The sequence below is a fragment of the Citrobacter freundii ATCC 8090 = MTCC 1658 = NBRC 12681 genome (assembly GCF_011064845.1).
Lineage (GTDB): Bacteria > Pseudomonadota > Gammaproteobacteria > Enterobacterales > Enterobacteriaceae > Citrobacter > Citrobacter freundii.
Map to the genome: position 1 here is coordinate 1,723,701 of NZ_CP049015.1, position 20,593 is coordinate 1,744,293.

The 20,593-nt window shown below is 53.5% G+C and carries 16 protein-coding genes, 1 tRNA gene and 2 other RNA genes; 9 read left to right on the forward strand and 10 right to left on the reverse strand.

The window, feature by feature from the left end:
- The first annotated feature begins 293 nt into the window (after window positions 1-293).
- From potF to rlmC, 6 genes are all read left to right on the forward strand, one after another.
- Entirely contained in the window at window positions 294-1,406 is a 1,113-nt protein-coding gene (gene potF, locus G4551_RS08235; protein ID WP_003035370.1) for a spermidine/putrescine ABC transporter substrate-binding protein PotF, read from the forward strand.
- Between the two features lie 138 nt (window positions 1,407-1,544).
- Window positions 1,545-2,678 carry a putrescine ABC transporter ATP-binding subunit PotG gene (potG, locus tag G4551_RS08240; protein WP_003836930.1) on the forward strand — a complete coding sequence of 378 codons (1,134 nt, stop codon included), beginning with the start codon at window positions 1,545-1,547 and terminating at the stop codon, window positions 2,676-2,678.
- 9 nt (window positions 2,679-2,687) lie between these two features.
- Window positions 2,688-3,641: a putrescine ABC transporter permease PotH gene (gene potH / locus G4551_RS08245; protein WP_003035374.1), complete on the forward strand. Its 954-nt coding sequence runs from the start codon at window positions 2,688-2,690 to the stop codon at window positions 3,639-3,641.
- Window positions 3,638-4,483, forward strand: a complete 846-nt coding sequence (gene potI, locus G4551_RS08250; RefSeq protein WP_003035376.1) for a putrescine ABC transporter permease PotI — start codon at window positions 3,638-3,640, stop codon at window positions 4,481-4,483. Before potH ends, potI begins: the two co-directional genes overlap by 4 nt.
- A 59-nt stretch (window positions 4,484-4,542) precedes the next feature.
- The gene (locus tag G4551_RS08255; RefSeq protein ID WP_003035378.1) at window positions 4,543-5,031 is read left to right on the forward strand and encodes a YbjO family protein; all 489 of its coding nucleotides are present in this window, start codon (window positions 4,543-4,545) and stop codon (window positions 5,029-5,031) included.
- Window positions 5,032-5,072: 41 nt separating this feature from the next.
- Window positions 5,073-6,200, forward strand: a complete 1,128-nt coding sequence (gene rlmC / locus G4551_RS08260) for a 23S rRNA (uracil(747)-C(5))-methyltransferase RlmC (RefSeq protein ID WP_003836926.1) — start codon at window positions 5,073-5,075, stop codon at window positions 6,198-6,200.
- Window positions 6,201-6,341: 141 nt separating this feature from the next.
- On the opposite strand, the gene G4551_RS08265 is transcribed toward rlmC, so the two are convergent.
- The 5 genes from G4551_RS08265 to G4551_RS08285 form a co-directional block, all read right to left on the reverse strand.
- Window positions 6,342-6,478: non-coding RNA, RtT sRNA (locus tag G4551_RS08265), on the reverse strand.
- Window positions 6,479-6,522: 44 nt separating this feature from the next.
- Window positions 6,523-6,659: non-coding RNA, RtT sRNA (locus G4551_RS08270), on the reverse strand.
- Window positions 6,660-6,703: 44 nt separating this feature from the next.
- A tRNA-Ser gene (locus G4551_RS08275) sits at window positions 6,704-6,791 on the reverse strand.
- 149 nt (window positions 6,792-6,940) lie between these two features.
- Window positions 6,941-7,618 carry an isochorismatase family protein gene (locus tag G4551_RS08280; protein WP_003035382.1) on the reverse strand — a complete coding sequence of 226 codons (678 nt, stop codon included), beginning with the start codon at window positions 7,616-7,618 and terminating at the stop codon, window positions 6,941-6,943.
- A gap of 16 nt (window positions 7,619-7,634) precedes the next feature.
- Window positions 7,635-8,495: a pirin family protein gene (locus tag G4551_RS08285; RefSeq protein WP_003836923.1), complete on the reverse strand. Its 861-nt coding sequence runs from the start codon at window positions 8,493-8,495 to the stop codon at window positions 7,635-7,637.
- A 108-nt stretch (window positions 8,496-8,603) separates the two neighbouring features.
- Here G4551_RS08285 and G4551_RS08290 point away from each other — a divergent pair, with 108 nt between their 5' ends.
- Window positions 8,604-9,515 (forward strand): LysR family transcriptional regulator, encoded by a 912-nt coding sequence (locus G4551_RS08290; protein WP_003836921.1) that lies wholly within the window; start codon window positions 8,604-8,606, stop codon window positions 9,513-9,515.
- Between the two features lie 79 nt (window positions 9,516-9,594).
- On the opposite strand, the gene infA is transcribed toward G4551_RS08290, so the two are convergent.
- The 5 genes from infA to trxB form a co-directional block, all read right to left on the reverse strand.
- Window positions 9,595-9,813: a translation initiation factor IF-1 gene (gene infA / locus G4551_RS08295; protein WP_002211347.1), complete on the reverse strand. Its 219-nt coding sequence runs from the start codon at window positions 9,811-9,813 to the stop codon at window positions 9,595-9,597.
- Window positions 9,814-10,098: 285 nt separating this feature from the next.
- Entirely contained in the window at window positions 10,099-10,803 is a 705-nt protein-coding gene (gene aat / locus G4551_RS08305; RefSeq protein WP_003035721.1) for a leucyl/phenylalanyl-tRNA--protein transferase, read from the reverse strand.
- 44 nt (window positions 10,804-10,847) lie between these two features.
- Complete coding sequence (cydC, locus tag G4551_RS08310; RefSeq protein ID WP_003836919.1) at window positions 10,848-12,569, reverse strand: heme ABC transporter ATP-binding protein/permease CydC; 1,722 nt, start codon at window positions 12,567-12,569, stop codon at window positions 10,848-10,850.
- A complete protein-coding gene (gene cydD / locus G4551_RS08315) occupies window positions 12,570-14,336 on the reverse strand; it encodes a heme ABC transporter permease/ATP-binding protein CydD (protein WP_003836917.1) in 1,767 nt (588 codons plus the stop codon).
- A 114-nt stretch (window positions 14,337-14,450) separates the two neighbouring features.
- Window positions 14,451-15,419: a thioredoxin-disulfide reductase gene (gene trxB / locus G4551_RS08320; protein WP_003035727.1), complete on the reverse strand. Its 969-nt coding sequence runs from the start codon at window positions 15,417-15,419 to the stop codon at window positions 14,451-14,453.
- 547 nt (window positions 15,420-15,966) lie between these two features.
- On the opposite strand from trxB, the gene lrp reads away from it, so the two are divergent.
- Window positions 15,967-16,461, forward strand: a complete 495-nt coding sequence (gene lrp / locus G4551_RS08325) for a leucine-responsive transcriptional regulator Lrp (protein ID WP_002439523.1) — start codon at window positions 15,967-15,969, stop codon at window positions 16,459-16,461.
- A gap of 134 nt (window positions 16,462-16,595) precedes the next feature.
- Window positions 16,596-20,582 carry a DNA translocase FtsK gene (gene ftsK, locus G4551_RS08330; RefSeq protein ID WP_003836914.1) on the forward strand — a complete coding sequence of 1,329 codons (3,987 nt, stop codon included), beginning with the start codon at window positions 16,596-16,598 and terminating at the stop codon, window positions 20,580-20,582.
- Window positions 20,583-20,593 lie beyond the last annotated feature (11 nt).

Here is a 20,593-nt window from a genome sequence, read left to right on the forward strand (position 1 = left end):
CTGCATAAAAAATTGATAAAAGACGTTTTTTAATCTGGGCTATATCCACAATTCCTGGCTAAAGTTATTCTTGCGAAGCTTACCAACGTCATCATTTAAACAGCCCCTTGTGACCTGTTCTACGGCCACAATGTATGTTGAATGCCTGGACGGATGCCAGCGAGCAATAGCGGCGTGAGGAGAGGTCTCTCTTTACATCGGTGCCGCATGAAAGAATATGCACGTTTCTTGCATATCATTAGAGTGTGACATTTTTGTTCGTTTGTTAACGAACTTTCAGAAGGAAAGAGATTATGACCGCCTTAAATAAAAAATGGTTATCAGGCCTGGTTGCGGGTGCTCTGATGGCCGTCTCTGCCGGCACGCTCGCTGCTGAACAAAAAACGCTGCATATATATAACTGGTCTGATTATATTGCCCCGGACACGGTGGCTAATTTTGAAAAAGAGACCGGAATTAAAGTCATCTATGACGTATTTGATTCCAATGAAGTGCTGGAAGGTAAGCTCATGGCTGGCAGTACCGGCTTTGACCTTGTCGTTCCATCCGCCAGCTTCCTTGAGCGTCAACTGACCGCGGGCGTATTCCAACCGCTGGATAAGAGCAAATTGCCGGGCTGGAAAAACCTTGATCCTGAACTGCTGAAGCTGGTGGGCAAACACGATCCGGACAACAAGTTTGCGATGCCGTATATGTGGGCTACGACCGGTATTGGTTACAACGTGGATAAAGTTAAAGCTGTGCTGGGGCCGGATGCGCCGGTTGACAGCTGGGATTTGATCCTCAAGCCAGAAAATCTGGAAAAACTCAAAAGTTGCGGCGTCTCTTTCCTTGATGCCCCCGAAGAGGTGTTCGCCACGGTGCTGAACTATTTGGGTAAAGATCCAAACAGTACCAAAGCGGATGATTACACCGGACCGGCAACGGATCTGTTGTTGAAACTGCGACCGAATATTCGCTATTTCCACTCTTCGCAGTACATCAACGACCTGGCAAACGGTGATACCTGCGTTGCAATCGGCTGGGCTGGGGACGTATGGCAGGCAGCAAACCGTGCGAAAGAAGCGAAAAATGGCGTCAATATTTCCTTCTCAATTCCTAAAGAAGGTGCAATGGCGTTCTTTGACGTATTCGCGATGCCTGCCGATGCGAAAAACAAAGACGAAGCCTATCAGTTCCTCAACTACCTGCTGCGCCCTGATGTGATTGCGCATATCTCCGACCACGTTTTTTATGCCAATGCCAACAAAGAAGCGACGGCTCTGGTCAGCCCTGAAGTTCGTGACAACCCGGGTATTTACCCGCCTGCGGATGTGCGAGCTAAGTTGTTCACACTGAAAGTACAGGATCCGAAGATCGATCGTGTACGTACCCGCGCATGGACGAAGGTAAAAAGCGGGAAATAAACCGATGTTTGGGACATGACCCGGCAGGATTTGTGCCTGCCGGGCAGCGTTGAGCCCGGACACATATAACCCGGCAATACGCACCGTTATGGTGCGTTATTTGCACCGTTTCTTTGTTTTATGCCGGAGAGCACCTGAGTGAATGATGCAACCCCACGCCCACAAGCGAAAATCCGCAAGGCGCTGACCCCGCTGCTTGAAATTCGCAATCTGACCAAGTCATTTGACGGTCAGCACGCCGTTGATGACGTCAATCTTACTATCTACAAAGGTGAAATATTTGCTCTGCTCGGCGCGTCCGGCTGTGGCAAATCGACACTGCTGCGGATGCTGGCGGGATTTGAACTGCCGACTACCGGGCAAATCATGCTTGATGGCGTCGATTTAGCGCATGTCCCGCCTTGTCTGCGTCCAATTAATATGATGTTTCAGTCCTACGCCTTGTTTCCGCATATGACTGTCGAGCAGAACATTGCCTTTGGTCTCAAGCAGGACAAACTGCCGAAGGCTGAAATTGCCAGTCGGGTGAATGAGATGCTGGGACTCGTGCATATGCAGGAGTTCGCTAAACGCAAACCACATCAGCTTTCTGGCGGCCAGCGTCAGCGCGTGGCATTGGCGCGCAGCCTGGCAAAACGTCCAAAACTGCTGCTGCTGGATGAACCAATGGGGGCGCTGGATAAAAAACTCCGAGACCGCATGCAACTGGAGGTAGTGGATATCCTGGAACGCGTCGGTGTGACCTGCGTGATGGTGACGCACGATCAGGAAGAAGCCATGACGATGGCGGGTCGTATTGCGATCATGAATCGTGGAAAATTTGTCCAGATTGGTGAGCCAGAAGAGATCTACGAGCATCCGACCACGCGTTACAGCGCAGAGTTTATCGGTTCGGTAAACGTTTTTGAGGGACTGCTGAAAGAACGTCGGGAAGATGGTCTGGTGATTGAGTCTCCAGGACTGGTGCATCCGCTGAAAGTGGACGCCGATGCGTCTGTTGTCGATAACGTCCCGGTGTATGTTGCGCTGCGTCCGGAAAAAATCATGCTCTGCGAATCGCCTCCGCCAGAGGGTTATAACTTCGCGGTAGGCGAAGTGGTGCACATTGCCTATCTGGGCGATTTGTCGGTGTACCACGTACGTTTGAAAAGCGGTCAGATGTTGAGCGCTCAGCTACAAAATGAACATCGTTACCGCAAGGGATTACCCACCTGGGGTGACGAGGTCCGTTTGTGCTGGGATGCAGACAGTTGTGTGGTGTTGACGGTTTAAGGAGCGAAGATGAGTACACTTGAACCTGCGGCACGCGTGGATAACGCGGGGCGATTCAGGCTGTTTATGTCGCGACTGCAAATGAAGCACGGGCGCAAGCTGGTGATCGCGCTGCCGTATGTGTGGCTGCTGCTTCTGTTTCTGCTGCCGTTTCTGATCGTCTTCAAAATCAGTTTGGCGGAAATGGCGCGCGCTATTCCACCCTATACCGACCTCGTTTCATGGGCTGACGATCAGTTATCCATCACGCTCAACTTAGGCAACTTCCTGCAACTGACGGACGATCCGCTCTATTTCGATGCCTACCTGCAATCGTTACAGGTGGCGGGAATTTCGACAATCTGTTGTCTGCTGCTGGGATACCCGCTGGCATGGGCAGTCGCGCACAGTAAACCCTCAACGCGTAATATTCTGCTGTTGCTGGTGATCCTACCGTCCTGGACCTCGTTTTTAATTCGCGTGTATGCCTGGATGGGGATCCTGAAAAACAACGGCGTCCTGAACAACTTTCTGATGTGGCTGGGTGTCATCGACCAACCGTTGACTATTTTGCACACCAATCTGGCGGTCTATATCGGCATTGTTTACGCCTATTTGCCCTTTATGGTGCTGCCGATTTATACCGCGCTGACCCGTATTGATTACTCGCTGGTGGAAGCGGCGCTGGATTTAGGTGCCCGACCACTGAAGACTTTCTTTAGCGTGATTGTGCCATTGACCAAGGGCGGGATTATTGCCGGGTCAATGCTGGTGTTTATTCCGGCTGTTGGCGAGTTTGTGATCCCTGAGCTGCTGGGCGGCCCGGACAGCATCATGATTGGCCGTGTGCTTTGGCAGGAGTTTTTCAATAACCGCGACTGGCCGGTGGCTTCTGCTGTCGCCATTATTATGCTGCTGTTACTGATTGTGCCGATCATGTGGTTCCACAAATATCAGCAAAAAAGCGTGGGGGAACACGGATGAATAACTTACCGGTCGTTCGCTCGCCGTGGCGTATTTTTATCCTGGTAGTTGGCTTTACCTTCCTGTACGCGCCGATGCTGATGTTGGTTATCTATTCGTTTAACAGCTCGAAGCTGGTGACGGTTTGGGCAGGGTGGTCAACGCGTTGGTATGGCGAGCTTTTTCACGATACCGCGATGATAAGCGCCGTAGGCATGAGCCTAACGATTGCCGCGGGCGCTGCGACGATGGCGGCAATCCTTGGTACCATCGCCGCCGTGGTAATGGTGCGCTTTGGTCGTTTTCGTGGTTCGAATGGTTTCGCCTTTATGATCACCGCGCCGCTGGTTATGCCAGATGTCATTACCGGTTTGTCGCTGCTGCTGCTGTTCGTAGCGTTGGCTCACGCCATCGGCTGGCCGGCTGATCGCGGAATGCTGACCATCTGGCTGGCGCACGTCACCTTCTGTACAGCGTACGTAGCGGTGGTGATTTCTTCACGTTTGCGCGAACTGGATCATTCCATTGAGGAAGCTGCGATGGATCTTGGCGCCACGCCGCTGAAGGTCTTTTTCGTCATCACGCTGCCGATGATTATGCCGGCGGTGATTTCCGGTTGGCTATTAGCCTTCACGCTGTCACTCGATGATCTGGTTATTGCCAGCTTTGTCTCTGGTCCTGGCGCCACAACGTTACCGATGCTGGTGTTCTCCAGCGTACGTATGGGGGTGAACCCGGAGATCAACGCGCTGGCAACGCTGATTCTTGGTGTGGTAGGAATTATCGGATTTATCGCGTGGTATCTGATGGCGCGAACAGAAAAACAACGGATCCGCGATATCCAACGTGCAAGACGCGGCTGAAAAAACTAAAATCTGCCAACCTGTCTATACGGCGCAGCTGTGGTGGTTGCGCCGTTTTCATGGAAGACGACGCGTTGGGATTTTTTAAGAAATCATCCACATCACATGCTCGCTTAAACGTCCCTGCTTTGGTGCAGGTGGCGGCGCTGGCTATTATTATGATCCGCTGTCTCGATCTGTTGATGATTTTTAATACGCTTGGGTTTCGTGGAACCAGTGAGTTTATTCATCGCAGTGTGCAGACCTGGAATTTGACGCTGGTGTTTCTGGGCAGTCTGGTGCTGCTATTTATCGAAATTTACTGTGCATTTTCGCTGGTAAAAGGACGGAACTGGGCACGCTGGATCTATCTGTTGACCCAGATTATCGCCAGCGTCTATCTGTGGGCTGCTTCGCTGGGCTACGGATATCCCGAACTGTTCAGTATTGCGGGGGAGTCCAGACGCGAAATCCTGCATACGCTGGTGATGCAAAAACTGCCGGATATGCTGGTATTGCTGCTACTGTTTGTTCCTGCGTCCAGCAGGCGGTTCTTCCGTTTGCAATAACGTGTATAATCTTGGCCCCCGGTTAATTTGTAGGTCTTTGTATGCAGTGCGCACTTTATGACGCCGAACGCTGTCGCTCCTGTCAGTGGATAACACAGCCTGTCGCCGATCAACTCTTCGCTAAAACAGCCGATCTGCAGAATCTGCTGGCCGATTATCCGGTCGGAGAATGGTGCGCGCCGGTCAGTGGTCCGGAAAGCGCGTTTCGCAATAAAGCCAAAATGGTGGTCAGCGGCAGCGTGGAAAAACCGTTGCTGGGGATGTTGCATCGTGACGGTACGCCGGAGGATTTGTGCGACTGTCCGCTCTACCCTGAGTCTTTTGCGCCCGTATTTTCCGTTCTTAAGCCGTTTATCGCCCGAGCAGGATTAACACCCTATAACGTTGCGCGTAAACGCGGGGAACTGAAATATTTGCTGTTAACGGAAAGCCGGTTCGATGGCGGCATGATGCTGCGTTTTGTCCTGCGTTCTGAAGCAAAACTGGCACAGCTGCGCGCGGCGCTGCCCTGGCTGCAGGCACAACTCCCACAGTTAAAAGTGATCACTGCCAATATTCAGCCGGTGCATATGGCGATTATGGAAGGGGAGACAGAAATCTTCCTGACGGAACAACAGGCGCTGGCGGAACGCTTTAACGATGTACCGTTGTGGATCCGCCCACAGAGCTTCTTCCAGACTAACCCGGTGGTGGCGGGGCAGTTGTATGCCACGGCGCGCGACTGGGTGCGTCAGCTTCCGGTTAATCACATGTGGGATCTGTTTTGCGGCGTTGGGGGTTTTGGTCTGCACTGCGCTACACCGCAAATGAAACTGACGGGGATTGAAATCGCGCCAGATGCGATTACCTGCGCGAAGCAGTCGGCGCAGGAACTTGGATTGCAGAATCTGCATTTTCAGGCGTTGGATTCAACTCAGTTTGCTACCGCTCAGGACGAAGTTCCGGATCTGGTGCTGGTGAATCCGCCGCGTCGCGGGATTGGGAAACCGCTGTGCGATTTTCTTTCCCACATGGCACCGCGTTTTATTGTTTATTCCAGCTGTAATGCGCAAACCATGGCGAAGGATATTCGTGAGTTGCCTGGGTATCGCATTGAACGCGTTCAGCTTTTCGATATGTTCCCGCACACCTCGCATTATGAAGTGTTAACGCTGCTCAGCCGACAATAACTGCTATGCCTGATGGCGCTTCGCTTATCAGGCCTACAGGTTGTTCGTCATTCGTAGGCCGGATAAGGTGCTTGTACCGCATCCGGCAAATCAATATGCGAAAAAAAAGCCCGTACTTGCGTACGAGCTCTTCTTTAAATATGGCGGTGAGGCGGGGATTGACTCGCTTCGCTCGCCCTGCGGGCAGCCTGTTCGCTGCGCTCTCAGTCTGTCCAACTGGCTGCGCCAGTAGTCGAACCCCGGTCCGGGCTTCTCATCCCCGCCAGGCTATGCAATATGCTAAAAAAAAGCCCGTACTTGCGTACGAGCTCTTCTTTAAATATGGCGGTGAGGCGGGGATTGACTCGCTTCGCTCGCCCTGCGGGCAGTCTGTTCGCTGCGCTCTCAGTCTGTCCAACTGGCTGCGCCAGTAGTCGAACCCCGGTCCGGGCTTCTCATCCCCGCCAGGCTGTGCAACATGCGAAAAAAAAGCCCGTACTTGCGTACGGGCTCTTCTTAAAATATGGCGGTGAGGCGGGGATTCGAACCCCGGATACGTTGCCGTATACACACTTTCCAGGCGTGCTCCTTCAGCCACTCGGACACCTCACCATATTGTATTGCTGCCTGACCGCTTGGGGGGCAACGGGGCGCTACTATAGGGAGTTGCGCTAAAACGGTCAAGCAGAATTTACGTGTTAACTCTCGTTTGGTTACGCAATATACATATTCCTCCGCCCAGGCAGGCGCGGAGGATAGGATTAGCGCTGAGAGTCCAGTTTTTCGCCGTTGGTCACGACTTCCTGGGCTTTACTGTAGCTCTCGATCAGCAACTGATAAGCCGGGAAGACTTTGGTATACACTTCTGCCCATTCGGCGGCGTCTTCACGGTTCCATGTGCCCTGAATTTCAGACGCGACGGCGGCGGTATCCATCGGCACGACGCCAGCCTGAACAACGCGAGCCAGGGTGATTTCCTGCGCCATTTTGCTGTAAGTACCGGAAGCGTCGATCACTGCGAAGACCTTATAACCTTCTGCAACCGCGCTGATAGCCGGGAAAGCCATGCACACGCTGGTAATCGTACCGGCGATAATCAGCGTCTTACGACCTGTTGCTTTGACCGCTTTCACGAAGTCTTCGTTATCCCAGGCGTTGATTTCGCCTTTACGCGCCACGTATTGGGCATGTGGCGCATTAGCGTGGATCTCAGGGATCAGCGGGCCGTTAGGTCCCTGCGGTACGGATGCCGTGGTAATCACAGGTATCTTCGCCAGGGTCGCCATTTTAGCCAGCGCGGCGGCACGCGCACGCAGTTCTGGCATTGGCATGTCGCCGACGGTCTGGAACAACCCGCTCTGATGATCGATAAGCAGCATGACGGAATCATTTACATCGATGACCGGACGTGAACCATTAAAGTTTGCAGGACTGGACATATTCTTCTCCTTCGATTCAGATTTGGCCAAAGCGGCCGGAGTTAAAATCGCGTACGGCTTCAGCGATTTCTTGTTTCGTGTTCATTACAAACGGACCGTAACCTACAATCGGCTCGTTCAACGGTTCTCCAGAAAGCAGTAGCACGCTGGCGTCGCTGGAGGCTTCAATATGCAGCGTTTTCCCTTGCTGGCTCAGCACCACCAGTTGCGCTTCGCTGGCAGACGTAGTGCCGTTTACGGTGATATTCCCTTTCAATACCACCAGCGCAGTGCTCCATCCTTCCGGCTGGGACAACGTGAGCTGATGATTACGTTGTAAACGCATATCCCAAACGTTCAGCGGCGAGAAGGTATGTGCCGGGCCTTTTGTATCCTGATAGCTGCCCGCAATCACCCGAACGCTTCCTGCTTCATCAGGCAGGGCGACAGAGGGGATCGCATCGCTGCTGATGCCCTGGTAACCCGGAACGGCCATTTTGTCCTTTGCTGGCAGATTGACCCACAGCTGTACCATTTCCAGTTCGCCACCCTGACGGGTAAATTCTGGTGAATGGAACTCTTCATGTAATATTCCTGCACCCGCGGTCATCCACTGCACGTCGCCGGGGCCGATAATGCCGCCGCGACCGGTTGAATCACGGTGTTCAACTTCGCCGCTGTAAACGATGGTCACCGTCTCAAAACCACGGTGAGGGTGCTCGCCTACGCCGCGTTTTTCGTTACCCGGCGTAAACGTATGTGGACCGGCGTAATCCAGCAGCAGGAACGGACTTAGTTGCTCAGCATGAGACTGGTAAGAAAACATCGAGCGAACCGGAAATCCATCGCCAACCCAGTGCGGGCGAGGTGCGGTGTAGACGCCTGTTACGTGTTTCATTTGTGTCTCCTCAGTGGCGTTATCTTGATGTGAATAAGCTTATATTCATGACAGCGAGCTGAGTAGTAGATAAAATAGCTCTCACTGTCTCATAAATAGGACAATTAGATGACGAAGCCAGATCTCAATGATTTTGCATGGTTTGTGCATGTTGTAGAGGAAGGAGGATTCGCGGCGGCGGGGCGGGCGCTTGATGAACCGAAATCAAAACTAAGCCGACGGATAGCGCAACTGGAAGAGAGGCTGGGGGTTCGACTGATTCAGCGAACCACCCGCCAGTTTAACGTGACGGAAGTGGGGCAAACCTTTTACGAACACTGTAAGGCGATGCTGGTTGAAGCGCAGGCGGCGCAGGATGCCATTGCCGCGTTACAGGTTGAACCGCGTGGCGTGGTGAAGTTGACGTGCCCGGTCACGTTGCTGCATGTGCATATCGGGCCAATGCTTGCTCGTTTTATGGCGCGTTATCCTGACGTATCAGTGCAACTGGAGGCGACAAATCGTCGTGTTGACGTCGTTGGAGAAGGTCTGGACGTGGCGATTCGCGTCAGGCCCAGACCATTTGAGGATAGCGACCTGGTGATGCGCGTGCTGGCGGACAGGGGGCATCGTTTGTATGCCAGCCCGCAGTTAATCGAGCAAATGGGGGCGCTACACTCTCCGGCAGAGCTGACACGCTGCCCTGGTTTGAGTCTCGCCTCGGGCAAACATGTACATCGTTGGGAGTTATTTGGCCCGCAGGGCGCACGGGCAGAGGTGCATTTCACGCCGCGAATGATTACCACCGATATGCTGGCGCTACGTGAAGCCGCAGTTGCCGGTGTGGGGGTGGTGCAACTTCCGCAACTGATGGTAAAAGATCAATTAGCCGCGGGTGAACTGGTGGCGTTGCTCGACGGTTGGGAACCGAAGCGAGAAATTATTCACGCAGTCTTTCCATCACGCAGGGGATTATTGCCTTCAGTGCGCGCTTTAGTAGATTTCTTAACGGAAGAATATGCGCGGATGATTGAGGATTAAATACATATCCTCAGCCCACAAAAAAGGCCGGTTAAACCGACCTTTTATTATCTGGACGCCATTCGGGCGTTAAAAACAATCAGCGACTACGGAAGACAATGCGGCCTTTGCTCAGGTCGTACGGGGTCAGCTCAACAGTCACTTTGTCGCCCGTCAGGATGCGGATATAGTTTTTGCGCATTTTACCGGAGATGTGTGCAGTAACCACGTGACCGTTTTCTAACTCTACGCGGAACATGGTATTAGGTAACGTATCGAGAACGGTACCCTGCATTTCAATATTGTCTTCTTTGGCCATCTAATCCTCTGGGGTATCACTACCGTAATTTGAACCGGCAAGATAATGCCGAAGTTCTTTTAATAAGTAAAGATTTGTGCGTTTAAAACACAGCAAATCGGGTTTGGCGCATTACTCTAACCACACACGGCAAAGCCGCACTTAAAGCGCAACGTGTAAGGGAACGAGGAGATAAACGATAGGCGTTGCCTGACGCGAACTGTTCCTTAACGGCGGCGGGGTAATGGGCTAAACCAACTCTGCGCGACAATTATAACACCCCGACAAAAAATGTGCCGAAAACATTCACCCCTGAGGCGAAAATAACGTCCTGGGAACCCAGAAATGGCTCGGTAGCCGCTGCTGGCGCAGTCTGCTCAGGTGTTCAAGGTACTCCCGACGAGGGGTTTCGACGGCGCCCAGCGAAGCTGTGTGGCTATTTAATACCTGGCAGTCGATTAATTTCCCGCCCTGACGGATAAATTCAGCGCAAAAAACAAGCAGTGCGGTTTTGGACGCATTTTCCTGACGGCTGAACATTGATTCGCCACAAAATAGTGTACCTTGCGCCACGCCATACATACCGCCCACTAATTCATTTTTTCGCCACACTTCAATGGAGTGCGCATGGCCCAGTTCGTGCAGGCGATGGTAGGCGTCCACTACATCATGCGTTATCCAGGTGCCTTCTTCCCGGTCGTTCGCGCAGCCTTCAATCACCTGACCGAACGCGTAATTGAGCGTCACGCGATAAGGCGAGTTTTTATGAAAGCGTTTCATGCTGCGGCTGAGATGAAATTTCTCGGGCCAAAGAATGGCGCGTGGATCGGGCGACCACCAAAGGATGGGGTCGCCAGGCGAAAACCACGGGAAAATTCCGCGCTGATAGGCCATTAACAGTCGGGCTGGGCTGAGATCGCCGCCAAGCGCCAACAAACCGTTAGGCTCGCGTAAAGCGCCTTCCGGTGAAGGGAAGGCTATAGAATGGCGGGACAATTGCACCAGGCGCATGACTGCGAAACTCCACTACGCGAGTTTGATCGTTCAATAATAGCTTACAGACGTTGCTTAAACTGGTAATAACGTCCCTGCCGGGCTAACAAATCTGCGTGATTACCTTGCTCAATAATGTGTCCGTTGTCCATCACTATTATTTGATCAAAACGTGACAAGCCGCGCAGACGATGTGTCACCATCAATACGGTTTTATCACGCATGGCATCGCCAATTAATTCAAGCATTTGGCTTTCTGTTGTTGCATCAAGCCCTTCGGTCGGTTCGTCCAGCAGCATCAGTGGGGCATCGTGCAATAAGGCACGAGCGATAGCCAGACGACGAAGTTCGCCACCAGAAAGCTGTCGACCCCCTTCGCCTAACCAGGCGTTGAGTCCATCACCCTCAAGCAGTTTGTCCAGACCGACGCGGCACAGCATCGCGGATAATGTGTCATCACTGGCGTGCGGTGCCGCTAGTAGAAGATTGTCGCGAAGCGTCGCGCTGAACAGGTGCACGCGCTGTGGCACGACGCTGATGCTCTGGCGCAGCGTGGTTTCACTGAGGGCTGAAATCGGCTGCTCATTAATCAGAATTTCGCCGTGCTGCGGATCCCATGCGCGGGTGAGCAATTGCAGTAACGTTGACTTACCGCATCCGGTGCGACCGAGAATCGCAATATGCTCACCGGGCTGAGCCTGCAGGGAAAGGGTGTCGAGCGCTTTTTGTGCTTGTCCCGGATAACTGAATGATACATCGCGTAGTGTGAGAGTGACCTGCTCAGAAACCGGGGAACCGGCATCCGGGAAGGTGACTTCTGGCTGCTGTTCAGTCAGTTCGGTGATGCGCAGCGCAGAGGCAATAACCTGTCCGAGATGCTGAAACGCGCCGGTGACGGGTGCTAATGCTTCAAATGCGGCCAGCGCACAGAAGACAAACAGCGCGATCAGCGCACCAGGCTGGGTATTGCCACCTACGCCACCTGAGGCCATCCATAACATCACAACCACTGCCAGTGCGCCGACTAACAGCATGACCGCCTGTGATAGCGCCGTTAATTCAGACTGACGTCGTTGAGCTTCATGCCACTGCAACTCGGTGGCTTCCATTTGGGCGCGGTAACGTTCACTGGCACCAAAGATGGTCAGTTCAGCCTGGCCCTGCAGCCAGGATGTTAACTGCTGACGATACTGCCCACGTAAATGCGTCAAGCTTTGCCCGGCGCTTTTACCTGCCTGATAAAAGAGTGGGGGCAAGATAAATAAGGTCAGCAGCATAATACCGCCGAGAGTAATAGCCAGCGTGAAATCGAGAACGCTTAGCCCCAGCGTGACCACCATGATGACGACAAAAGCGCCTACAAGCGGGGAGAGCACGCGTAAATAGAGATGATCGAGCGTGTCGACATCCGCCACCACACGATTAAGCAATTCACCTTGTCCATAACGGGACAGGCCAGCAGGAGAGAGCGGCAGCAGTTTGCTGAAGGTATATATACGCAAATGTTGCAGCACGCGGAACGTCGCGTCGTGGCTGACCAGTCGCTCGAAATAGCGGCCCGCGGTGCGGGTGATTGCCGCACCGCGTACCCCGGCGGCAGGGAGCATATAGTTAAAACTGTAAATCCCGGTGACACCCACCACAGCAGAAGCCGACAGGAACCAACCGGAAAGCGTCAGCAAACCAATACTTGCCAACAGTGTGACGATCGCCAGAACGATCCCCAAGGTTAACATCCATTTGTGACGTTTATACAGCGTCAGATAAGGTAGCAAAGCGCGCATTTAGATGTCCTCCTGACGATGAGCCAGTAATGTCGCAAACGCCCCGTTGGCTGCGCTAAGTTCGGCATAAGTGCCTTGTTCAACGATCTGTCCTTCCTGCATCACCCAGATAGCATCCCAGTCGGCAAGGTCTTCAAGTTGGTGTGTCACCATCAGCGTAGTCTGGCGGCGTGACGCTGCGTTCAACGCTTGCATCACGCGTTGTTCGCTGTGTGCATCCAGGCTGGCGGCGGGTTCATCCAGCAGCAGCAACTGACACGGATTGAGTAAGGCGCGAGCCACGGCAACGCGCTGCGCTTGTCCGACAGAAAGTCGAGCCGCCTGATCGCCTACTGGTGTATCTACACCCTGCGGCAGTAGCGGTAAAAACTCACTGACCCAGGCGCTGTCGAGTGCGGCCTGCAGCTGTTCTTCGCTGGCATCGGGGCGAGCAAGCAGCACGTTATCGCGTAACGTGGCGGCAGGAAGCTGCGGATTTTGTCCAACCCAGGACAGCTGTTTGCGCCAGCAATCAGGCGACAGGTCGCGTAGTTCAAAGCCGTTAATTCGCAGCGATCCCTGATAAGAGAGAAATCCGGACAGGACATTGAGCAACGAACTTTTTCCGGAGCCGCTGCGGCCAACCAGCACCGCGCGTTGGCCCGCTGGCAGGGTAAAGTTGAGCGGGCCTGCAAGCACTTTACCTTCCGGCGAGGTGATGACCAGATCTCGTGCTTCGATTGACACGGCGTCTTTTGTCGCCAGCTCAATGTCGCCACGCTCAGGATGTGCAAGCGGGGTTTCCATGAAGGTTTTCAGACTGTCTGCTGCACCAACGGCTTGTGCTTTGGCGTGATAAAACGTGCCCAGATCGCGCAGGGGCTGGAAAAATTCCGGCGCCAGAATGAGCGCGAGGAAGCCGGCAGCTAATGTGACACCTGTGCCGTAGTGTCCAAAATCGAGTTCGCCAAGGTAGGAAAAACCGAAGTAAACCGCGACCAGTGCGATGGACAGGGAGGTAAAGAACTCAAGGACACCGGATGACAGGAAAGCCAGGCGCAGGACTTCCATAGTGCGCTGGCGGAAATCCTGTGACGCAGCGCGGATGCTTTCCGTTTCGGCTTCACCGCGACCAAAGATTCTTAGCGTCTCCATGCCACGCAGGCGGTCGAGGAAATGGCCGCTGAGGCGAGCAAGAGCCTGAAAATTGCGGCGGTTAGCGTCGGCAGCACCCATACCAACCATCGCCATAAACAACGGGATCAGCGGGGCAGTTCCAAGCAGAATAAGGGCGGCCACCCAGTTTGACGGGAATACCGCCGCCACGATCAATAAGGGGACGCATACGGCCAACGCCATTTGCGGCAGATAACGTGCATAGTAATCATGCATATCGTCAATCTGCTCCAGGATCAACGTGGCCCAACTCCCGGCCGGTTTGCCTTGTATCCAGGCCGGACCTGCCTGTTGCAGACGGTCAAGCACCTGGCGGCGAATTTCAAAGCGAATATGCTGCCCTGCGTGAAACCCGACCCGTTCGCGTAACCAGACGACCCATGCCCGCAGGATGAAAATCAATACCAGCACGATGAAAGGAAGCAGAAGCGCCTCTCGGGGAATATTGGCCATGATCATATGGTCCAGAATTCGGGCCATGAGCCAGGCCTGAGCGACAATTAACAGGCCGCTCACGAACCCCAACAGGCGCGAAATGTTCAGCCATCGTTGGGAAATTACACTTTGCTGTTTTAACCAGCGGGTCAGCTCTTTTTGACGGGTTTTATTCATTGCACGCTTAGCAGGTGAGTTATTGGAATTTTTGGGCAGGGCAATGTTACAACGAGGCAAAAATAAAGGCGACTTATAGTCGCCTTTTTTACTTTTGTTACTGATTTGTAAAACTTATTTGCAAGCGTCCGCCAGACCGTCGAGATAACGTTCTGCATCAAGCGCGGCCATACAGCCCGTGCCCGCAGAGGTAATCGCCTGGCGATAAATATGGTCCATCACGTCACCGGCTGCGAAGACACCCGGAATGCTGGTTTGAGTGGCATTGCCGTGAATACCGGACTGAACTTTGATGTAGCCGTTTTCCAGTTCCAACTGACCGTCGAAAATAGCGGTATTCGGGCTGTGACCGATAGCGACAAATAACCCGGCAACGTCCAGTGATTCCACGTTGTCAGTGTTTTGCGTATCGCGCAGACGCAGTCCGGTTACGCCCATTTGATCGCCGGTCACTTCTTCCAGCGTGCGGTGGGTGTGAAGCACGATGTTGCCGTTTTCAACTTTATCCATCAAACGTTTGATGAGAATTTTCTCCGCGCGGAAGCTGTCGCGACGGTGAATCAAATGCACTTCAGATGCGATATTCGCCAGATATAGCGCTTCTTCAACAGCGGTGTTGCCGCCGCCGATCACCGCAACTTTTTGGTTACGGTAGAAGAAACCGTCGCAGGTCGCGCAGGCGGAAACGCCACGGCCTTTGAATGCTTCTTCTGAAGGCAGACCCAGGTAACGTGCTGAAGCGCCGGTGGCGATGATCAGTGCGTCACAGGTGTATTCACCGCTGTCGCCGGTCAGACGGAAAGGACGGTTTTGCAGATCAACTTTGCTGATGTGATCAAAAATGATTTCAGTGTCAAATTTGGATGCATGTTCGTGCATACGCTCCATCAGCAGCGGGCCAGTAAGATCGTGCGGATCGCCAGGCCAGTTTTCCACTTCTGTTGTTGTGGTCAACTGACCACCTTTTTCCATACCGGTAATCAGTACCGGTTGCAGGTTCGCGCGTGCAGCGTAGACCGCAGCGGTATATCCCGCAGGGCCTGAGCCCAGAATAAGAAGTTTACTGTGTTTGGTTGCGCCCATGAGATCCCCATAGTTGTTGGCAGGCAATGAGCAGGATTGTAGGGAATTTACAGACGTAAAAAAAGAGTATGGCGATTTTGTTAACAATATGTGTAATAGCAGAAACCGATGAACGGGGTGATCAGCCGTAATACTATAACGATTTCTACTTAAAATCGGTCAGTTATAAGGTGATAAAATGACGATTTTCCATCACTGCGAATGAATAACTGGCATGTTGTACTAAAAATCGATGTTTTGCTTTGACAATCCCCTGCTGTTTTGCGAAAACATTCAAGGAAGAAAAAAACTGTGTCATGTATGTGCTGCATAATCATGCATGTAGATACCATGTTTACCGTGTTAGCGAAATCTACGCATGGTGTGGACAGATGCCATTCGTGATGTCGATAGCCGCCGACAGGCAACGGTCTTCTCACCATAAACCCAGACATTGCGAACCGAAAATCCCTCTGGGTTGCGGTTTATTTTGATGGGTAGCGACTCTGAACAGTGATGTTGGTAGAGTCAGGCAGGAGTAGGGAAGGAATACAGAGAGACAATAATAATGGTAGATAGTAAGAAGCGCCCTGGCAAAGATCTCGACCGTATCGATCGTAACATTCTTAATGAGCTGCAAAAGGATGGGCGTATTTCTAACGTCGAGCTTTCTAAACGTGTGGGACTTTCACCAACGCCCTGCCTTGAGCGTGTGCGTCGGTTGGAAAGACAGGGTTTTATTCAGGGCTATACAGCGCTGTTAAACCCGCATTATCTGGATGCATCACTTCTGGTTTTTGTTGAGATTACTCTGAATCGTGGCGCCCCGGATGTGTTTGAACAATTCAACTCTGCAGTACAAAAACTTGAAGAAATTCAAGAGTGTCATTTGGTTTCCGGTGATTTCGACTATTTGCTGAAAACACGCGTACCGGATATGTCGGCATACCGTAAGCTGTTGGGGGAAACCCTGCTGCGTCTGCCTGGCGTGAATGACACACGTACTTATGTAGTCATGGAAGAAGTCAAACAGAGCAATCGTCTGGTAATTAAGACGCGCTAACACGGAACAGGTGCAAAATCGACGCAGTTTGATTACACTCCTGTTAATCCATACAGCAACAGTGCCGGGGTAACCCGGTGCTGTTGTCCGTTTTAGCATCGGGCAGGAAAAGCCTGAAACCTGGAGAGCCGTTTTTGAGCCAGGAATACACTGAAGACAAAGACGTCACATTGACGAAGTTAAGCAGCGGGCGCCGACTTCTGGAAGCGCTACTGATCCTTATTGCCCTTTTTGCCGTCTGGTTGATGGCTGCCTTACTCAGCTTTAACCCTTCGGATCCCAGTTGGTCACAAACCGCATGGCATGAACCTATCCATAATCTGGGGGGAATACCCGGAGCATGGTTGGCGGACACGCTGTTCTTTATTTTTGGCGTCATGGCCTACACCATTCCCGTCATCATTGTTGGCGGTTGTTGGTTTGCCTGGCGACACCAGGCCAGCGACGAATACGTCGATTATTTTGCCGTCTCGCTGCGCATTATTGGCGTTCTGGCGCTGATTCTCACTTCCTGCGGGCTGGCCGCAATTAACGCCGATGACATCTGGTATTTCGCCTCTGGCGGCGTGATCGGCAGTCTGCTCAGCACTACGCTACAACCCTTACTGCACAGCAGCGGCGGCACGTTGACGTTGTTGTGCATTTGGGCGGCGGGATTAACGCTTTTCACCGGTTGGTCATGGGTGAGCATTGCGGAAAAACTGGGCGGCTGGTTACTCAATATCCTGACGTTTGCCAGCAACCGTACCCGCCGCGACGATACCTGGGTCGATGACGAAGAATATGAAGATGAAGAAGAGTCTGTCGATGCCGCTGATGGCAAACCCCATGAATCGCGTCGGGCTCGTATTCTGCGCGGTGCGTTAGCGCGCCGTAAGCGTCTGGCAGAGAAATTTACCAACCCGCTTGGTCGTCATACCGATGCGGCGCTGTTCTCCGGCAAACGCATGAATGATGAAGACGAAATTGAATACAGCGCCCGTGGCGTGGTTGCCGATCCTAACGATGTGCTGTTTTCCGGCAATCGCGCGACGCTGCCTGAATATGACGAGCTTGACCCACTGCTTAACGGCCATTCGGTGACCGAGCCTGTGGCTGCAGCAGCTGCAGCTACAACGGCCGCTCAGGCCTGGAGCGCGCCGGTAGATCCGTTGCTGCAAACCTCGCCCGTGACCAACACTGTTATGGAGCAACCGGCCCCAGCCGTAGCCTGGCAATCCGTACCAGGCCCGCAAACCGGTGATGCCGCGATTGCACCAACGCCTGAAGGTTATCCGCAACCAGCCCAGTACGCGCAACCTCCGGTGCAGCAGCCGTATGAGCCATGGCAACAGCCGGTTGTGGAGGAGAGTCCGCAGCCGCAATATTACGCACCGCAGCCGGAACCTGTTTATCAGCCAGAGCCTGTGCTGCAGCCTGTCTATCAACAGGATCCGACCTCTCAACAGAACGCCACATTCCAGCAGCCTGCTTATCAGCCGGAGCCTGCGCCGCAACCTGTTTATCAGCAGGAATCAATCCCTCAACAGAGCACTACGTTCCAGCAGCCTGTGGTTGAACAACCGCTTGTGGTGGAACCTGAGCCCGTGGTTGAAGAAGTTAAACCGACTCGTCCGCCGCTCTATTACTTTGAAGAAGTCGAAGAGAAACGTGCGCGTGAGCGTGAGCAACTGGCCGCATGGTATCAGCCGATTCCAGAACCTGCTCAGGAGCCTGAGCGTATTAAACCGTCTACGCCATCTATGCCGACGACTGCATCCATACCGCCCGTTGAGTCTGTTGCTGCTGTTGCACCGCTGGCTGCCGGTGTAAAAAGCGCCGCTTTAGGGGCGGGTGCAGCAGCAGCTGCACCTGTCTTTAGCCTTGCGGGCAGCGGTGCGCCGCGTCCGCAGGTGAAAGAGGGGATTGGCCCGCAGTTACCGCGCCCAAATCGTGTGCGCGTGCCTACTCGCCGGGAATTGGCGTCGTATGGCATCAAACTGCCGTCACAGCGTATGGCTGAAGAGAAAGCGCGCGAAGAGCAGCTTGATACAGATGCGTACAATGACGATGAAATGGATGCAATGCAGCAGGACGAGCTGGCACGCCAGTTCGCTCAGTCGCAGCAGCATCGTTATGGCGAAGAGTATCAGGACGATACCCACCAGACTGATGACGAAGATTCAGCCGCAGAAGCGGAACTGGCTCGCCAGTTTGCTTCTTCTCAGCAGCAGCGTTATTCCGGTGAACAGCCTGCCGGAGCGAATCCGTTCTCGCTCGATGACTTTGAATTTTCGCCAATGAAAACGCTGGTAGATGAGGGGCCGCATGAGCCACTGTTTACGCCTGGCGTGATGCCGGAGCCTGCGCCGCAGTACCAGGAACCTGTTGCACCGCAGCAGCATTATCAGCAACCGGCGCAGCCTGTTGCACCGCAGCAGCATTATCAGCAACCGGCGCAGCCTGTCGCACCGCAGCAGCATTATCAGCAACCGGCGCAGCCTGTCGCACCGCAGCAGCATTATCAGCAGCCGGCGCAGCCTGTTGCACCGCAGCAGCATTATCAGCAGCCAGCGCAGCCTGTTACACCGCCGCCGCAGGATAGTCTGATCCATCCGCTGCTGATGCGTAATGGCGACAGCCGTCCGGCGCACCGTCCAAGCACGCCGCTGCCATCGTTAGATCTGCTTACACCGCCGCCGAGCGAGGTTGAGCCGATAGATACGTTCGCGCTGGAGCAAATGGCACGTCTGGTGGAAGCGCGTCTGGCGGATTTCCGCATTAAAGCCGATGTAGTGAACTACTCTCCAGGCCCGGTGATTACCCGCTTTGAGCTTAATCTGGCTCCTGGGGTTAAAGCGGCGCGTATTTCCAACCTGTCGCGAGATCTGGCGCGTTCATTGTCGACCGCAGCGGTACGTGTGGTTGAGGTTATTCCAGGCAAACCGTATGTCGGACTGGAGTTACCGAATAAAAAACGTCAAACCGTTTATCTGCGTGAAGTGCTGGATAACGCTAAATTCCGTGATAACTCATCTCCGCTGACTGTGGTGCTGGGTAAAGATATTGCGGGCGAACCGGTGGTGGCCGATCTGGCAAAAATGCCGCACCTGCTGGTAGCAGGGACAACCGGATCCGGTAAGTCTGTTGGGGTGAACGCCATGATCCTCAGCATGCTCTACAAGGCGCAGCCGGAAGACGTTCGCTTTATCATGATTGACCCGAAAATGCTGGAACTGTCGGTTTATGAAGGCATTCCGCATCTGCTGACCGAAGTCGTGACCGACATGAAAGATGCTGCTAACGCCTTGCGCTGGAGCGTCAATGAAATGGAACGTCGCTACAAGCTGATGTCGGCGCTTGGCGTGCGTAACCTTGCCGGTTATAACGAGAAAATCGCCGAAGCCGCCCGCATGGGGCGTCCGATTCCGGACCCTTACTGGAAGCCGGGTGACAGTATGGATGTTCAGCATCCGGTGCTGGAAAAACTGCCGTATATTGTTGTGCTGGTGGATGAATTCGCCGACCTGATGATGACGGTTGGCAAAAAGGTGGAAGAACTGATTGCTCGTCTGGCGCAAAAAGCGCGTGCGGCAGGGATCCACCTGGTGCTGGCAACCCAGCGACCGTCGGTTGACGTTATCACCGGACTGATTAAAGCGAACATTCCAACGCGTATCGCCTTTACCGTGTCCAGTAAAATTGACTCGCGTACCATCCTTGACCAGGGCGGAGCGGAATCGCTGTTAGGTATGGGTGACATGCTCTATTCCGCACCGAACTCGACGATCCCTGTGCGTGTTCACGGCGCCTTTGTCCGCGACGAAGAAGTTCACGCAGTGGTACAGGACTGGAAAGCGCGCGGTCGTCCACAATACGTCGACGGCATTACTTCTGACAGCGAAAGCGAAGGAGGCGGTGGCGGTTTTGATGGTGGCGAAGAGTTGGATCCGCTGTTCGATCAGGCGGTAAACTTTGTGACCCAGAAACGCAAAGCCTCAATCTCCGGCGTCCAGCGTCAGTTCCGCATCGGCTACAACCGAGCGGCGCGCATCATCGAGCAGATGGAAGCGCAGGGTATTGTCAGCGAACAAGGGCATAATGGTAATCGTGAAGTGCTGGCTCCGCCGCCCTTCGAATGATTGCAAAGTTA

Bases quoted from the DNA above. Each gene is read 5' to 3' on its own strand.
- potF (WP_003035370.1), top strand. From the start codon at position 294: ATGACCGCCTTAAATAAAAAATGGTTATCAGGCCTGGTTGCGGGTGCT.
- potH (WP_003035374.1), top strand. From the start codon at position 2,688: ATGAGTACACTTGAACCTGCGGCACGCGTGGATAACGCGGGGCGATTC.
- potI (WP_003035376.1), top strand. From the start codon at position 3,638: ATGAATAACTTACCGGTCGTTCGCTCGCCGTGGCGTATTTTTATCCTG.
- G4551_RS08255 (WP_003035378.1), top strand. From the start codon at position 4,543: ATGGAAGACGACGCGTTGGGATTTTTTAAGAAATCATCCACATCACAT.
- rlmC (WP_003836926.1), top strand. From the start codon at position 5,073: ATGCAGTGCGCACTTTATGACGCCGAACGCTGTCGCTCCTGTCAGTGG.
- G4551_RS08280 (WP_003035382.1), bottom strand. From the start codon at position 7,618: ATGTCCAGTCCTGCAAACTTTAATGGTTCACGTCCGGTCATCGATGTA.
- G4551_RS08285 (WP_003836923.1), bottom strand. From the start codon at position 8,495: ATGAAACACGTAACAGGCGTCTACACCGCACCTCGCCCGCACTGGGTT.
- G4551_RS08290 (WP_003836921.1), top strand. From the start codon at position 8,604: ATGACGAAGCCAGATCTCAATGATTTTGCATGGTTTGTGCATGTTGTA.
- infA (WP_002211347.1), bottom strand. From the start codon at position 9,813: ATGGCCAAAGAAGACAATATTGAAATGCAGGGTACCGTTCTCGATACG.
- aat (WP_003035721.1), bottom strand. From the start codon at position 10,803: ATGCGCCTGGTGCAATTGTCCCGCCATTCTATAGCCTTCCCTTCACCG.
- cydC (WP_003836919.1), bottom strand. From the start codon at position 12,569: ATGCGCGCTTTGCTACCTTATCTGACGCTGTATAAACGTCACAAATGG.
- cydD (WP_003836917.1), bottom strand. From the start codon at position 14,336: ATGAATAAAACCCGTCAAAAAGAGCTGACCCGCTGGTTAAAACAGCAA.
- trxB (WP_003035727.1), bottom strand. From the start codon at position 15,419: ATGGGCGCAACCAAACACAGTAAACTTCTTATTCTGGGCTCAGGCCCT.
- lrp (WP_002439523.1), top strand. From the start codon at position 15,967: ATGGTAGATAGTAAGAAGCGCCCTGGCAAAGATCTCGACCGTATCGAT.